We start from the raw sequence: 15,866 nt of genomic DNA on the forward strand, positions 1-15,866 counted from the left end.
GGCGCCGCGCGCCTGCCCCTTGCGATCCCCCCCGGGCCTGGCGTTAGTCTTGGCTGAAGACGATGCCATCACCGGTACTCTTCGGTGATCGCGTTTTGTCGTATCGCTCAGATGTTGACCAGGGAGAGCGTCATCCATGCTGATCGGCAGTTACACCCCGTGGTTGGTGGTCGTTTCGTTCCTGGTCGCCGTGCTGGCCTCGTTCACTGCGCTGGACATGGCCAGCCGGGTCACCACCGCGGCCACGCCCCGCACCACCTGGCTGTGGCTGGTCGGCGGCGGCTGCGCGATGGGGCTGGGCATCTGGTCCATGCACTTCATCGGGATGCTCGCCTTCCGGCTGCCGATCCCGCTCGGCTACGCGCTCGGCCTGACCACGGTCTCGCTGCTGGCCGCCATGGCGTCTTCGATCTTCGCCCTGTGGCTGGTCTCGCAACCCACCCTGCCGCACGGCCGCCTCGCGCTCGGCGCCGTGCTCATGGGCAGCGGCATCGCCTCGATGCATTACCTGGGCATGGCCGCGCTGCACATGCAGCCCGGGATCGACTACCACGCCGGCTGGGTGGCGCTGTCGCTGGTGATCGCAGTGGTCGCTTCGTGGACCGCGCTGTTCATCGCCTTCCGCCTGCGCAGCACGCACCGTCGCCTGCGCGACCGCGCCGCACCGGCTCTGGTTCTGGGTACCGCGATCGTAGGCATGCACTACACCGGCATGGCGGCCGCGCGCTTCCCGGCCGGCAGCATCTGCGGCGCGGCGGCCGGTGACGGCCTGCAGGCGCAATGGTTGGCACTGGTGGTCCTGGTGCTGACCATCGCGATCCTGGCGGTGGTGCTGATCGTCTCCTGGCTCGACCAGCGCATGGAGGCGCAGCTGCTGCGGCTGCGCAACACCGACCTGAGCAGTTCGCTGGACGATGCCCACGCCGAGCTGACCCAGGCGGCACTGCACGATCCGCTGACCCGCCTGCCCAATCGCCGGCTGCTGCAGCAGCGCATCGAGCAATCGCTGGCCGAGGCCGAACAGCGTGGCAGCCGCTTCGCGGTGATGTTCATGGATCTGGACGGCTTCAAGCAGGTCAACGACGCCTACGGCCATCAGACCGGCGACGCCCTGCTGGTGGCCGTCGCCGACCGCACCCGCAGACTGCTGCGGCCGGCGGACATGATGGCGCGGCTGGGCGGCGACGAGTTCGTGCTGGTGGTGCCGATCGAGAACGACGAAGACGTGGCCACACTGGCCAGCCGCATCATCCAGACCGTCGGCTGCGAGCCGCTGCTGCCGCGCCACGATCTGCAGGTGACCGCCAGCATCGGCATCGCGATCTGCCCGGACCATGCCGCCAGCGAACGCCAGCTGATGGGATTCGCCGATGCGGCGATGTATCAGGCCAAGGAAGCCGGCCGCAACGCCTACGTGCTGTTTGCGGACTGGATGAATGACAGCGCCGAGCAGCAGTTCCAGCTGCTGGCCGACCTGCGCCGCGCGATCGGGACCGAACAGCTGTTCCTGCACTACCAGCCCAAGACCCGCGTGGCCGCGCAGTCGGTCAGCGGCGCCGAGGCGCTGATCCGCTGGCGGCATCCGCAGCAGGGGCTGATTCCACCGGACCGCTTCATCCGCCTGGCCGAGCGCAGCGGCGTGATCAACGAGATCGGGCGCTGGGCGCTGGATGAGGCCTGCCGCCAGCTGCGTAGCTGGCACGACGCCGGGCATGACGGCTGGACGGTCTCGGTGAATCTCTCGCCGATCCAGTTCGCCTCGCCCAACCTGCTGCAGGAGGTCCGCGAGGCGTTGCAGACCCACCGCATCGAACCACGCCGGCTGATCCTGGAGATCACGGAAAACACGGTGATGCGTGATACCGAGGCCAGCCTCACCCTGCTGCAGGCCATGGCCGCGCTGGGCGTGGGCATCTCCATCGACGACTTTGGTACCGGCTACTCCAGCCTGCTGTACCTCAAGCGCCTGCCGGCCACCGAGATCAAGATCGACCACGCCTTCGTGAGCGATCTGGAAAACAGCTCCGAGGACGTGGTGATCGTCTCGGCGATCGTCGCGCTGGGGCATGCCCTGGACATGGACATCGTCGCCGAGGGGGTGGAGACCGTCGGCCAGCGTGTCTACCTGGAACGACTGGGCTGCGATTACCTGCAGGGGTATCTGCTGGGGCGTCCGGTGGATGCCCAGCGTTTCATGCAGCTGCATGACCTGCCCCGGCCGCGGGTGGAGGTGGCGGCGGGATGGACGCCGCAGGCGCGGCCGGGCGCCTCGGCCGGGTGATGTCCGCCGCCGGCGGAATGGTTCTTGCACGGACCCGGGTATCTCCTCCCGTATCGCGCCCCGATGTCCGAGAACGAACAAGCCGGCGAAAAAACCGAATTACCCACCGAAAAACGCCTGCGCGATGCCCGGGAACAGGGCAACATCCCGCGCTCGCGGGAGCTGGCGACGGCGGCCGTGTTCGGTGCCGGTGTGCTGGCGCTGATGGCGTTCTCCGGCACCATCGCGCGCAACGCCAAGACCTGGATGCAGTTCGCGCTGAGCCCGGAGCCGGGCCTGCGCCTGCACCCGCAGGCGCTGTTCGGCCACTTCGGCGAGCTGCTCCTGCGGCTGCTGCTGGGCATGTGGCCCCTGATCGTGATCTGCCTGCTGGCCAGCTTCCTGTCGCCGGTGGTGATGGGCGGGCTGCGCTGGTCGGGCAAGGCGATGATGCCGGACTTCAAGCGCATGAGCCCGATGGCGGGCATGAAGCGGCTGTACGGCCCGGAAGCCATCGCCGAGTTCACCAAATCCCTGCTGCGCATCGCCTTCGTTGGCACCGCGGCCGGGCTGGTGGTGTGGCACGGCATCCGCCCGCTGCGCGACCTGCTCAACCAGCCGCTGGAGGCCGCCATGGTCCACGGCCTGGGCTTCACCCTGAAGCTGATGCTGGCCACCGGCGGCGCGATGATGCTGCTGGCCGCCATCGATGCGCCGTACCAGCGCTGGAACTGGATGCGCAAGCTGAAGATGACCCGTGAAGAGCTGCGCCGGGAGATGAAGGAAAGCGAGGGCAGCCCCGAGGTCAAGGGCCGCATCCGCCAGCTGCAGCAGCAGATGTCCAACCGCCGGATGATGGAAGCGGTCCCCACCGCCGACGTCGTGGTGGTCAACCCGACCCATTACGCGGTCGCCCTGAAGTACGAGGGCGGAAAGATGGGCGCGCCCACCGTGGTCGCCCTGGGCGTGGATGAAACCGCCCTGCGCATCCGTGAAGTGGCCGACGGCAACAAGGTCGCCATCGTCTCCGCCCCGCCTTTGGCACGCGCCTTGTATCGGGAAGGTCAACTTGGAAAGGAAATTCCCGTGAGACTGTATTCGGCCGTGGCCCAGGTGCTCTCCTACGTCTACCAGCTGCGCAGCTGGCGGACCGGCCCGATGCCGGCCTCGCCCAGCATCGATATCGATGAGTTCGGCAAGGGAGGCCGCCCATGAGCGCCCAGCCTGCCGGAATGAACGTGCGCCGCGCACTGGACATGATCCGCCACGGGCTCGGTGCCCCGCTGATCGTGCTGGCGCTGCTGGCCATGGTGGTGGTGCCGCTGGCGCCGGCGGTGCTCGATGCACTGTTCACCTTCAACATCGCCATCTCGCTGATGGTGCTGCTGGCGGTGGTGTACGTGAAGCGCCCGCTGGACTTCACCATCTTCCCCATCGTGCTGCTGATCACCACGATGCTGCGGCTGGCGCTGAACGTGGCCTCCACCCGCGTGATCCTGCTCAACGGCCAGAACGGCCACGAGGCGGCCGGCAAGGTGATCGCCTCGTTCGGCGAGTTCGTCATCGGCGGCAACTACGCGGTCGGCATCGTGGTCTTCGCGATCCTGACCATCATCAACTTCGTGGTGATCACCAAGGGTGCCGGACGCGTCTCCGAAGTGACCGCCCGCTTCATCCTGGACGCCATGCCCGGCAAGCAGATGGCGATCGACGCCGATCTCAACGCCGGTTTGCTGACGCGTGAAGAAGCCAAGGCCCGCCGCGAGGAGGTCCGCGAGGAAGCCGACTTCTACGGCGCGATGGACGGTGCCAGCAAGTTCATCCGTGGCGATGCGATCGCCGGCATCCTGATCCTGTTCATCAATCTGGTCGGCGGCCTGGCGGTCGGCGTGCTCCAGCACGGCATGCCGTTCGGCGATGCCGCGGCGACCTACACCCTGCTCTCCATCGGTGACGGCCTGGTCGCGCAGCTGCCGGCGCTGCTGGTCTCATCGGCGGTGGCCATGCTGGTCACCCGCGCCTCGCGCTCCCAGGATATGGCCCAGGCCATGATGAGCCAGGTCTTCGGCCAGTACCGCGCGCTGACCATTGCCGCCGCGATTCTGGCGGTGGTCGGTCTGGTGCCGGGCATGCCCAACGTCGCCTTCTTGACGCTGGCCGCCATCCTCGGCTTCATCGCCTGGAAGGCCTGGAAGAAGAGCACGGCCGAAGCCCGCGCCGCCGAATCCCCGGCGGCCAACCGCCCCGACACCCTCGGCCTGCCGGGTGCCGCGCCCTCGCCGACCGCCGAACTGACCTGGGACGAACTGCGCCCGGTCGATCCGCTGGGCCTGGAAGTCGGCTACCGGTTGATCCCGCTGGTCGACAAGAACCAGGGCGGCGAACTGATGGCCCGGATCAAGGGCGTGCGCCGCAAGCTCACCCACGACATCGGCTTCCTGATTCCCTCCGTCCACATCCGCGACAACCTGGAACTGCCGGCGAGCGCGTATCGCCTGCTGATCCACGGCGTGCCGGTGGCCACCGCCGAAATCCATCCGGACCGCGAACTCGCGCTGGACCCGGGCAGTGCCCTGGGCACGCTGGAAGGCATCGCCGGCAAGGATCCCGCCTTCGGCCTGGATGCCACCTGGATCCAGCCGCACCAGCGCGCCAATGCCGAATCGATGGGCTACACCGTGGTCGACCCGGCCACCGTGGTCGCCACCCATCTGTCGCACCTGATCCGCGAGCACGCCCCGGAACTGCTCGGCCACGAGGAAGTGCAGCAGCTGCTGGCCAACCTGGCCAAGAGTGCACCGAAGCTGGTCGAGGATCTGACGCCGAAGTCGCTGCCGCTGTCGGCGGTGGTGCGGGTGCTGCAGAACCTGCTGATCGAGCGCATTCCGATCCGCCAGCTGCGCAAGATCGTCGAATCGCTGGTGGAGAGCGCGCCGACCAGCCAGGACCCGGCCGTGCTGACCGCCGCCGTGCGCAACGCGCTGGGCCGTTTCATCGTGCAGGAGATCGCCGGGATGTCGCCCGAGCTGCCGGTCTTCACCCTCAACCCGCAACTGGAACGCGTCTTGCAGGAGTCCACACAGGGCAACGGCGCCGCGCTGGAACCCGGACTCGCCGAGCGACTGCATCAAAGCCTGGCCGAATGTGTCGGCAAGCAGGAAGCGAAGAACGAGCCCGCGGTCGTGCTGGTGCCCGGCCCGGTACGTGCCGCGCTGGCACGGCTGGTACGCCACAGCGTCCCCTCGCTGTCCGTACTCGCCTACAGCGAGGTGCCCGAGGACAAACGGTTGAAGCTGGTCGGCACGATCAGTTGAGCCGGACCTCCGACGGCACCGCGACAGAAAACAGACACCTCATTCGATTTCACCGCAGCAGGAAATAAAGGGACTCCCTGACCGTGCAGACCACCGACAACCAGCGTTTCCCTTCCACCACTCCGCCGCCCCAGTCCCGGTACCACAGCATGAAAATCAAACGCTTCGTCGCCTCCGATATGCGCTCGGCCATGAATCTGGTGCGCAAGGAACATGGTCCGGACGCCGTGATCCTGTCCAATCGCCGGATCGAGGAAGGTGTCGAGATCGTGGCGGCGGCCAACTACGACGAGAGTGCCGTGCAGCGTGCACTGGAAGCGGCCCGCAAGGACGTCGCCCCGGCGCCGGCACCGCGCCCACGCAGCGCCGCCGATGCCGTGATCGCCGCCGTGACCCGCCGCAAGGTCCCGGTCGCCACGCCGGAACCGGTGGCCGCCACCACCTCGGCCGTGGCTGCGCTGGCGCGCGCCGCCGTCGGCGCGACCGGCCGTACGCTCGATACCGCCAACGAAAGCGTCCCGCAGCGCGGCAGCGATGGCTTCGCCGCCACCCTGGCCCGCGCCAGCGTCAGCCCTGCCGTCAACGAACCGTCGCTGCCGGAGCAGATCTTCGCGCCGTTCAATGTCGAACAGGCCGCCGCGGCTTCGCCGGCCCTGCCGCACGAGGTCGCCGCACCGGCCCCGATCAACCGCGCCCGCTTCGTCATCGATCCGCCGCTGGAGGAGATGGACGAGACCGCCGTGCCGGCCGCCGCCGCCCTCGCGCCGCTGCCGGTCGTGGCCGCGGCCCTGCCGCCGGCGCTGCCGATCGCCGTGACCGTCGCCACCGCCGCCAATGAAGCGGCACCGGTCGTGGCCAGCGTGCCGGAACTGATCGTGGTTCCGCGCGACGACGAAGAGATCCGCCAGTTGCGCCACGAAGTGGCCGGCATGCGCCACGTCATCGAGCGCGAGATGCACCGCTTCACCGACGAACGCCTGCGTGGCTCGCCGGTCCGTGCCGCCGCGCTGGACCTGATGGACGAGTACGGCTTCGACGCCGGCATCAGCCGCGACGTGGCCATGCAGATTCCGCTGGATACCGAAGCCCACCGCGGTCGCGGCCTGATGCTCGGCCTGCTCTCCAAGAAGCTGCCGATCGCCCCGGTCGACCCGCTCGAAGCCGGCGGCGTGATCGCCCTGGTCGGCCCCACCGGCGCCGGCAAGACCACGACCATCGCCAAGCTGGCCTCGCGCTTCGCCGAAGCGCATGCCGCCCGCGACGTTGCCCTGGTCACCACCGACACCGGCCGCATTGGCGCCCGCGAGCAGCTGTACGGCTTCGGCCGCCAGCTCGGCATCGCGGTCCATGAGGCCAGCAGCGGCAGCGATCTGAACCAGCTGCTGGAGCGCCTGAAGGACTACAAGCTGGTCCTGATCGACACCGCCGGGCTGGGCCCGCGCGACCGCGCCCTGGCCGCCCAGCTGCAGTGGCTGCGCGCCGCCGAGCAGATCCGCACCCTGCTGGTGCTGCCGGCCAACACCAGTTTCGGCGACATGGACGAGGTCGTCCGTCGCTTCAGCGCCGCCAACCCGCAGGGCGTGGTGCTGAGCAAGCTGGACGAGACCGGCCGCTTCGGCACCGCCCTGTCGGTGGCCGTGGATCACCGCCTGCCGATCACCTGGGTCACCGATGGCCAGGACGTTCCCGAAGACCTACACCGTGCCAGTGCGGCCAATCTCGTCCTTCGCCTTGAAGATTTGCGCCGCGCGGCCGATATGCCCTGCAACCCGGAGTTGAACCATGCCGTCGCGTGAGTACGCCAAGCTGACCAAGACCTTCCCGTTGTCGGCTACCCGAAGCCAGCCGCTGGGCCCGGTCCGCACCATCGCCGTCACCGGCGGCAAGGGCGGCGTGGGCAAAACGAACGTTTCGGCCAATCTGGCCGTGGCGCTGGCGGACATGGGCAAACGCACGCTGCTGCTGGACGCCGACCTCGGCCTGGCCAACATCGACGTGATCCTGGGCCTGCAGCCGAAGGTGACCCTGGCCGACCTCGTCGCCGGACGCTGCACCCTGGAAGAAGTGATCATGGAAGGCCCAGGGGGCGTGCTGGTGGTCCCGGCCGCGTCCGGCCGCCGCCACATGGCCGAACTGCAGCCGGCCGAGCACGTCGGCCTGGTCAACGTGTTCTCCGAGCTCGAACGTGAGCTGGACATCATGATCGTGGATACCGCCGCCGGCATCACCGATGGCGTGCTGACCTTCTGCCAGGCCGCGCAGGACACTGTGGTGGTGGTCTGCGATGAGCCGGCCTCGATCACCGATGCCTACGCGCTGATCAAGGTGCTCTCGCGCGAACGCGGCGTGGACCGCATCCAGGTCGTGGCCAACATGGTCCGCGACCCGAACGAAGGCCGCGTGCTCTACGAAAAACTGACCCGCGTCTGCGAGAAGTTCCTCGCCGATGTCTCGCTGAACTACCTGGGCTGTGTGCCGCAGGACGACTGGCTGCGCCTGTCGGTGCAGCGCCAGCAGCCGGTGGTGAAGGCCTATCCGTCCAGCCCGTCGGCGCTGGCATTGACCGAGATCGCGCGCCGTACCGCGCGCTGGCAGGCGCCGACCGAGCCGCGTGGCGGGGTCGAGTTCTTCCTGGAACGCATCCTCAAGCAACGCGGGGTGACCGCATGAAAGGCGCTGCACAGTACAAAGAGGTCCAACGGGCGGCGGCCAACGAATGCATCGCCCAGCACTCCGACCTGGTCCGCCGCATCGCCCACCATCTGGCGGCGCGCCTGCCGGCCAGCGTGGAGGTCGATGACCTGATCCAGGCCGGCATGATGGGCCTGATCGAGGCCTCGCGCAGCTACGACGCCGACCAGGGCGCCTCGTTCGAGACCTATGCCTCGATCCGCATCCGCGGCTCGATGATCGACGAGATCCGTCGCGGCGACTGGGTCCCGCGCTCGGTGCACCGCCGTGCCCGCGATGCCGCCGCGACCATCCGCCGGCTGGAGCAGAGCACCGGCCGCGCCGCCAGCGCCACCGAAGTGGCCGCCGCGATGGACATGCCGCTGCCGGACTACCTGCGCCTGATGGAAGACGCCTCGCGCGGCCAGGTGCTGAGCCTGGAATCGCGGATCGAAGACCAGGGCGAGCTGGATACCGTCGCCCAGGGCGGACCGACCCCGCAGCAGGTACTGGAGCGCGGTGAGTTCGGGCGTGAGCTGGGCAACGCGATCGGCCTGCTGCCCGAGCGCGAACAGCTGGTGCTCTCGCTGTACTACGAGCAGGAACTGAACCTGAAAGAGATCGGCGCCGTATTGGGTGTCAGCGAATCGCGCGTGTGCCAGATCCATGGCCAGGCCGTGCTGCGCCTGCGGGGCCGGCTGAAGATCTTCGAGGCGGCCGACGCCGGCCTCGAGAACCATTGAAATCGAGGAAAGTGCTTTGAACAAGAACATGCGTATCCTGATCGTCGACGACTTCTCGACCATGCGTCGTATCGTCAAGAACCTGCTGGGCGATCTGGGCTTCACCAATACGGCCGAAGCCGAGGACGGGCATGCCGCGCTGGCGTTGTTGCAGAGCCAGCCGTTCGATTTCGTGGTCACCGATTGGAACATGCCGGTGATGACCGGCATCGACCTGCTCAAGGCCGTGCGCGCCGATGCCAAGCTCAAGACCCTGCCGGTGCTGATGGTGACTGCTGAAGCCAAGCGCGAGCAGATCATCGAAGCGGCGCAGGCCGGCGTCAACGGCTACATCATCAAGCCGTTCACCGCCCAGACCCTTGAAGAAAAGCTCGGCAAGATCTTCGAACGCCTGGCGGCGAGCGCCTGATGGAGACCCTGAGCGACAAAACCGCGCTGGTGCAGCGCCTGCAGGACGCCCTGGCCGCACTGGAAAGTGGTGACGAAGCCGGTTGGCGCCGGGAAATCGACGCCCTCGCCGCGCTGCGCACGCAGCCGATGATGGCCGGCCTGAACCGCCTGGCCCGCGAGCTCGGCCAGGCCCTGGGCGATCTGCCCAGCCTGCCCAGCGAAGCCGGCGAGCTGGATGACGCCTGCGCGCGCCTGGACCACGTGGTGGCGATGACCGAACAGGCCACCCACCGCACCCTGGACCTGGCCGAGGAATGCCGCTCGCTCACCGAACAGCTGCGCGCCAACGGGTTGACGCCCGACCAGGGCCAGCAGCTGGACCGGATCCGCCACAACCTCACCGAAATCGCGCTGACGCAGAGCTATCAGGACCTCACCGGGCAGATCATCCGCCGCGTGGTCGGGATCGTGCGTCGCGTGCACGAGGGCTTCGGTGCGCTCGGCCTGCCGCCGCAGGACGACGAAAAGAAGCGCGACAACAACGGCCTGGCCGGCCCGGCCGTGAACGGCCTGGATCGCCACGCGGTGTCACAGAACGACGCCGACGACCTGCTTTCGGACCTGGGACTGTAACGCTCATGAGTGCTGTTCCAGACGATATCGCTGCCGACTTCATCCTCGAGGCCCAGGAAATCCTGGACCGCCTCGGCGAACAGCTGGTGTCGCTGGAGCAGGCGCCCCAGGACACCGACCAGCTCAACGCCGTGTTCCGGGGCTTCCACACGCTCAAGGGCGGTGCCGGCTTCCTCGGCATCCAGGCGATGGTTGAGCTGTGCCACGCCGCCGAGGAAACCCTCGGCATGGCACGCTCCGGCCAGGCCACGCTGCAGGCCCACCACTTCGATGCAGCCCAGCAGTCGCTGGATTACCTGCAGTCGATGCTCGACTCGGTCTCGGCCGGCACCGAGCCGGGCTATGCCCCGCCGGAGCTGATCGCCCAGTTCGATGTCAACGGGCCGGCCACGCCGGCGCCGGCGCCGACGCCTGCGGCTGCGACCACGGCCAGCAGCGGCGGCGAGATGATCACCGATGATGAGTTCGAAGCGTTGCTCGACCAGTTGCATGGCGGTGCCGCACCGACCGCCGTCGCTGCGCCGACGCGCGATGACGGTCTGATCGGCGAGGACGAGTTCGAAGCCCTGCTCGACCAGCTGCACGGTGGCGCCGTTCCCGGTGCCAAGGCCGTCGCCGCCGCGCCCGCGCCTGCCCCGCGCGCCGTGGCTGCGCCGGCCACACCGAGCGCAAAGCCTGCGCCGGCCAAACCGGTCGCCGAAGCCGAACACACCGTGCGGGTGGATACCAAGCGCCTGGATGCGATCGTCAACCTGATCGGCGAACTCGTGCTGTCGCGCAACCGGCTCAAGACCCTGCGCGCACGCCTGCACGATGAAGAACTCGACCGTGCCGTGTCCACGCTGGACATCGCCACCGCGCGCCTGCAGTCGGCGGTCATGCGCACCCGCATGCAGCCGGTCGGCAAGGTGTTCTCGCGCTTCCCCAAGGTGGCCCGCGATGTCGCGCGCTCGCTCAAGAAGGAAGTCGAGCTGGAGCTGATCGGCGCGGAAACCGAACTGGACCGCAACCTGGTCGAGGCGCTGGCCGATCCGCTGGTGCACCTGGTCCGCAACGCAATCGACCACGGCGTGGAAATGCCGGACCTGCGCGAGGCGCAGGGCAAGCCGCGCAGCGGCCATGTGCGGCTCTCGGCCCAGCAGGAAGGCGACTACGTCAGCATCGAAGTCCAGGACGACGGCGCCGGCATCGACCCCGAACGCCTGCGCCAGAAGGCGCGGGAGAAGGGCTTGATCGACCCGGAAGCCGCCGCCCGGCTCAGCAGCGAAGAGTGCCTGCACCTGGTGTTCCTGCCCGGCTTCTCGACCAAGCAGCAGGTCACCGACATCTCCGGCCGCGGCGTGGGCATGGACGTGGTCCAGTCGCGCATCCGCGAGCTGAGCGGCCAGATCCAGATCCAGTCCGAGCTCGGCCGTGGCAGCCGCTTCATGATCCGCGTGCCGCTCACCCTGGCGATCCTGCCGACCCTGCTGGTGCAGGCTGGCGAGGACGTCTACGCCCTGCCCCTGGCCCGCGTGATGGAGGTGCTGCATGCCCCCAACACCTCGCTGGGCTGGTTCGACGGCCGTGCCGTGCTGGACCGCAAGTCGCACACGCTGGCCCTGGTCGATCTGCGCCATTGGCTCGATGTGGAGCCGATGCCGTCCTCGCTGCTGACCATCGTGGTGCTGCAGGCCGGTGAAGCCCGCTTCGGCCTGGTGGTCGATCAGGTGCGTGGCCGCGAGGAAGTGGTGATCAAGCCACTGCCCAAGGCCCTGCGCGGGTTGCGCGGCTATGCCGGTGCCACCCTGATCGGCGACGGCCGGATGGCGCTGATCCTGGACGTGGACGGGCTGCGCACCCACCACGATTGATCCCGTGAAAGTGTGACCGCCGCATCACTGGATTCCTTCGGCGTCTCAAGTCCCATTCACACAAGCCGATAACGGACCCATGGACAGACTCAGCCTCATTGGACTTTTCCTCGCCTTGGCCTCACTGGTCGGCGGCAGCATCCTCAAGGGGGCCGGTCTGGCGTCGCTGTGGTCGCCGGCCGCCTTCGTGATCGTCATCGTCGGCACCATCGCCTCGATCCTGCTGCATACCTCGCCGGCCGTGTTCAAGCACGCCTTCAAGATCGTGCGCTGGGTGATCCTGCCGCCGAGCAGCGACCGCCGCGAGCTGATCCAGCAGATCGTGGAGTGGAGCAACATCGCCCGCCGCCAGGGCCTGCTCGGCCTGGAAGCCCAGGTCGACGCCCAGGACGATCCGTTCCTGCGCAAAGGCCTGCAGCTGCTGGTCGACGGCGTGGAGCCGGAGACCATCCGGCACATGATGGAGATCGAGCTGAGCAGCCAGGAGAGCCAGGATCTGGCTGCGTCCAAGGTGTTCGAGGGCATGGGCATCTATGCGCCGACGCTGGGCATCATCGGCGCCGTGCTCGGCCTGATCGCGGTGATGAAGAACCTCGCCGACCCGAGCAAGCTCGGCCACGGCATCGCCGCGGCGTTCACCGCCACGATCTACGGCATCGCCTCGGCCAACCTGCTGTTCCTGCCGGTGTCGGCCAAGCTCAAGAGCGTGATCCACCACAACAGCCGCGACCGCGAGATGATCATCGAAGGCCTGATCTCGATCGCCCAGGGTGAGAACCCGCGCAACATCGAAACCAACCTGTCCGGGTTCCTGCACTGACATGGCCCGTCGCAAGCACCACGAAGAACATGCCAACCATGAGGCCTGGGCGATCCCCTATGCCGACCTCATGACGCTGCTGCTCGCCTTCTTCGTGGTGATGTACGCCATCTCCTCGCTCAACGAAGGCAAGTACCGGATCATGGCCGATGCGCTGACCACCGCGTTCGGCGGCGCGCCGCGCACGATCAATCCGGTCCAGGTCGGCAACCAGCAGGTCCAGGGAGGCGGCTGGGACAGCCCCTCGGTGATCAGGGCCGGCACCAGGATCGGCCCCTCCGCACCGGCACCGACCAACGACCCGACCCTGTTGCCGGCGATGGCCTCGCAGATGCGCATGCCGGTCTCGATCCGCAACCAGGAGCAGCTGCAGCGTGCCGAGCGCCAGCTCAACGGCATCGCCGACAAGCTCACCGCCACGCTGGCCCCGTTGATCGAACGCGGGATGATCACCGTGCGCCGCACCGAGCTGTGGATCGAGGTCGAGATCAACAGCGACATCCTGTTCCCGACCGGTTCGGCCACGCTGGACGTGCACGCACGCGACACCCTCTCCAAACTGGCCGAAGTGCTGCGCGATGCGCCCAATGGCGTGCGCGTGGAAGGCCACACCGACAACATCCCGATCGCCACCTCACTGTTCCCTTCCAACTGGGAACTCTCGGCCGGGCGCGCGGCCAGCGTGGTGCATCTGTTCGCCGACCAGGGCCTGCAGCCGGCACGGCTGGCGATGGTCGGTTATGGCCAGTTCCGCCCGCGCGAAGACAACGCCAGCGCCGAAGGCCGCAACCGCAACCGGCGGGTGATGGTGATCATCCTGGCCGATACCGCGCAGGGCATCGACCCGATCACCGACCGGCTCAGTGCCGATGCCGACGCGACCGATGCCGCCAAGGCACCTGCCGCTGGCACCCCTGTTACCCCCATCGCACCGGTGCAGTTGCCACCGGTGCCGGCCGGCAGCCGCGTTGGCGCCGCCGTTCCGCCCGCAATGAAGGAGTGAACCGCATGCGTATCTGGGCTGTTGCCAATCAGAAAGGCGGCGTGGGCAAGACCACCACGACGCTCGCGCTCGGCCGCGGCCTGGCCGCGCAGGGCCACCGCGTGCTGTTGATCGATCTGGATCCGCATTCGTCGCTGACCCGCGCCTTCGGCGTCGCGCTGGATCCGCCGCCGCAGGGCGTGCTGGAACTGTTCGGCGCACCGCCGGCCGAGCTCTCCACCCTCGCCCACCCCAGCGACATTCCGGGCCTGGACTACGTGTGCGCACAGGCGGCCCTGGCCACGCTGGAACGCCGCAGCGCCAACCAGCCGGGCCTCGGCCTGGCCCTGCAGAATGCGCTCGGTCGCCACCAGGGCCAGCATGACTACATCCTGCTCGACTGCGCGCCGACCCTGGGCCTGTTGATGATCAACGCACTGGCCGCGGCCGACCGCCTGATCATCCCGACCCAGGCCGAGCCGCTGGCCCTGCACGGATTGGACGGCATGGTCCGTACCGGCGAGATGGTCGAGCGCTCGCGCCGCCGTCCCCTGCCGATGTCGATCCTGCCCACCTTGTTCGACCGCCGCACGCGCGCCGGCAACGATACCGTCAAGCAGATGCAGGACAAGCACGGCCATCGCGTCTGGGAAGATGCAATTCCGGTCGATACCCGCATCTGCAACGCCGCCAGCCTGACCGTGCCGGCGCAGTCCGGGGATTACCCCGGCCGCGGCCTGGCCGCCTATCGCCGCGCGCTGGAATGGATCCTGGCCGACGATGCGCAGCAGATGGAGCGCGCGGCATGAACACCGCCGGCGTACTCGACGACTACCTGGAGCAGCTGCTGGGCGACGCGATGCCGGCAGCGGCAGAGGCGCCGCTGCACGTTGCAGCTGCCGACGCTGTGGAAACTGTGGAAGCTGTCGAAACTGTCGAAGCAAAGCAGGCGGACGCTGCAACGGTCGATGTGACCGTCACTGCGGCGGCGCCCGCCGCTGCGGAGGATGTCATCGCCCCGGGCTTCGATGACCTGCTGGATGAACTGCGCAACGATCCGCTGCTGAGCGGGGCGATGACCTTGTCCGCCGCCCCTGCGGTCGTCGAGGCCGCGGTTGAAACGGATGCTGCGATCGCGGCGGCACCCGTCGCAGCACCTGGCTTCGATGACCTGCTGGACGAACTGCGTAACGATCCCCTCCTCAGCGGATCGATGACGCTGCCCGCAGAGACGGCGGCGCCGGACACCGAGGCGTTGCCAGCGTCGGGCACCGCGCCGGCCCCGGGCTTCGACGACCTGCTCGACGAACTCCGCAACGACCCGCTCCTCAGCGGCGCCCTGCCCGCGCCCGCGGACGAGGCCCGCCCGAGCTGGGACGACCTGCCACCCGAGGTCGTCTACGAAACCGGCCCCGTGGCTGCCATCGCCCCACCCGTTGCGCCCCCCGCACCGGTCGTCGCGCCCACGCCTGCACCTGCCCAAGTCCCTGCAGCCGTCCCCGTTGCACCGGCCGCACGTGCACCGGCAGCGCGCTCGATGCCGGCCATGGCGCCCATGCTGGCCGCCACCAGCGCCCGCGCCAATGCACCCTCGCTGGCACAGAGCCGCCCCGGCAGCTGGGAAGAGTTGCAGCGGCAGGCACGCGACCCGGCCTCGAGCCCACGCGAGAACCGCCGCGCCGCCGAACGGACCTCGCGCTGGCTGCGCCTGCGGTGTGGCGCCCAGGCCTACGCGCTGGAACTGCTGAAGGTCCAGGAGGTAGTCCTGCCCGTGCCGCTGCTGCCGCTGCGCGGCACCTCGCCGGCGATGCTGGGCATCATGAACCTGCGTGGCCAGGTGGTGCCGGTGATGGACCTCGGCATCCACCTGGGCAGTAGCGCGGCCGGCAACGATGCCAATACCCGCATCGTGGTCCTGGAAGAGAACGGCGAAACCATGGGCCTGCGCGTGTCGGCGGTCGAGGATGTCGCCAACCTCACCGACTCCCAGATCGAGCCCCCGGACACCGCCCGCATCTGCCAGATCTCCAATGATCTGTTCCGCGGCGTGGCCCGCGGCGGCGCGCAGCCGATGATCCTGCTGGACGCGACGCAGTTGCTGAACTGACGTAGCGGCGGAGGCCGGTGCCGCGTTGCGCGGTCTCCGCTAAAGCTTTGTTGGTTTGGGCCGTTATAGACCTCGGAACCGTTTGTCCGGAGCA

12 protein-coding genes and 1 pseudogene are annotated in these 15,866 nt (G+C 68.4%); all 13 read left to right on the forward strand.

The features are described 5' to 3' along the window. The first annotated feature begins 136 nt into the window (after positions 1–136). The 13 genes and pseudogenes from HDC96_RS04975 (at position 137) to HDC96_RS05035 (ending at position 15,772) form a co-directional block, all read left to right on the forward strand. Positions 137–2,281: a bifunctional diguanylate cyclase/phosphodiesterase gene (locus tag HDC96_RS04975; protein WP_179459003.1), complete on the forward strand. Its 2,145-nt coding sequence runs from the start codon at positions 137–139 to the stop codon at positions 2,279–2,281. A gap of 63 nt (positions 2,282–2,344) precedes the next feature. Further along, the gene (flhB, locus tag HDC96_RS04980; protein ID WP_176989041.1) at positions 2,345–3,475 is read left to right on the forward strand and encodes a flagellar biosynthesis protein FlhB; all 1,131 of its coding nucleotides are present in this window, start codon (positions 2,345–2,347) and stop codon (positions 3,473–3,475) included. Between the two features lie 17 nt (positions 3,476–3,492). Then, complete coding sequence (gene flhA, locus HDC96_RS04985; RefSeq protein WP_179459623.1) at positions 3,493–5,574, forward strand: flagellar biosynthesis protein FlhA; 2,082 nt, start codon at positions 3,493–3,495, stop codon at positions 5,572–5,574. 149 nt (positions 5,575–5,723) lie between these two features. Next, positions 5,724–7,370: a flagellar biosynthesis protein FlhF gene (flhF, locus tag HDC96_RS04990; RefSeq protein ID WP_179459004.1), complete on the forward strand. Its 1,647-nt coding sequence runs from the start codon at positions 5,724–5,726 to the stop codon at positions 7,368–7,370. Next, a complete protein-coding gene (locus HDC96_RS04995) occupies positions 7,357–8,244 on the forward strand; it encodes a MinD/ParA family protein (RefSeq protein ID WP_179459005.1) in 888 nt (295 codons plus the stop codon). Before flhF ends, HDC96_RS04995 begins: the two co-directional genes overlap by 14 nt. Next, positions 8,241–8,987, forward strand: a complete 747-nt coding sequence (locus tag HDC96_RS05000; RefSeq protein WP_179459006.1) for an RNA polymerase sigma factor FliA — start codon at positions 8,241–8,243, stop codon at positions 8,985–8,987. The genes HDC96_RS04995 and HDC96_RS05000 overlap by 4 nt, the downstream gene beginning before the upstream one ends. A 16-nt stretch (positions 8,988–9,003) precedes the next feature. Then, on the forward strand, positions 9,004–9,396 hold the full coding sequence (gene cheY, locus HDC96_RS05005) for a chemotaxis response regulator CheY (RefSeq protein ID WP_179459007.1): 393 nt from the start codon (positions 9,004–9,006) through the stop codon (positions 9,394–9,396). After that, positions 9,396–10,010, forward strand: coding sequence for a protein phosphatase CheZ (locus tag HDC96_RS05010; RefSeq protein ID WP_179459008.1), 615 nt, complete (start codon positions 9,396–9,398; stop codon positions 10,008–10,010). Before cheY ends, HDC96_RS05010 begins: the two co-directional genes overlap by 1 nt. A 5-nt stretch (positions 10,011–10,015) precedes the next feature. Beyond that, positions 10,016–11,863 carry a chemotaxis protein CheA gene (locus tag HDC96_RS05015; protein WP_179459009.1) on the forward strand — a complete coding sequence of 616 codons (1,848 nt, stop codon included), beginning with the start codon at positions 10,016–10,018 and terminating at the stop codon, positions 11,861–11,863. Between the two features lie 79 nt (positions 11,864–11,942). Continuing rightward, the gene (locus HDC96_RS05020) at positions 11,943–12,683 is read left to right on the forward strand and encodes a flagellar motor protein (protein ID WP_176989046.1); all 741 of its coding nucleotides are present in this window, start codon (positions 11,943–11,945) and stop codon (positions 12,681–12,683) included. A gap of 1 nt (position 12,684) precedes the next feature. Next, positions 12,685–13,515, forward strand: a pseudogene (motD, locus tag HDC96_RS05025) (flagellar motor protein MotD); the annotation flags it as partial. 176 nt (positions 13,516–13,691) lie between these two features. Beyond that, entirely contained in the window at positions 13,692–14,474 is a 783-nt protein-coding gene (locus HDC96_RS05030) for a ParA family protein (RefSeq protein WP_179459011.1), read from the forward strand. Then, the gene (locus tag HDC96_RS05035) at positions 14,471–15,772 is read left to right on the forward strand and encodes a chemotaxis protein CheW (RefSeq protein WP_179459012.1); all 1,302 of its coding nucleotides are present in this window, start codon (positions 14,471–14,473) and stop codon (positions 15,770–15,772) included. The genes HDC96_RS05030 and HDC96_RS05035 overlap by 4 nt, the downstream gene beginning before the upstream one ends. The last annotated feature ends 94 nt before the right edge of the window (positions 15,773–15,866 follow it).

It is taken from the genome of Stenotrophomonas sp. JAI102 (genome assembly GCF_013409105.1).
In the GTDB taxonomy this organism is placed as follows: Bacteria; Pseudomonadota; Gammaproteobacteria; order Xanthomonadales; family Xanthomonadaceae; genus Stenotrophomonas; species Stenotrophomonas maltophilia_AA.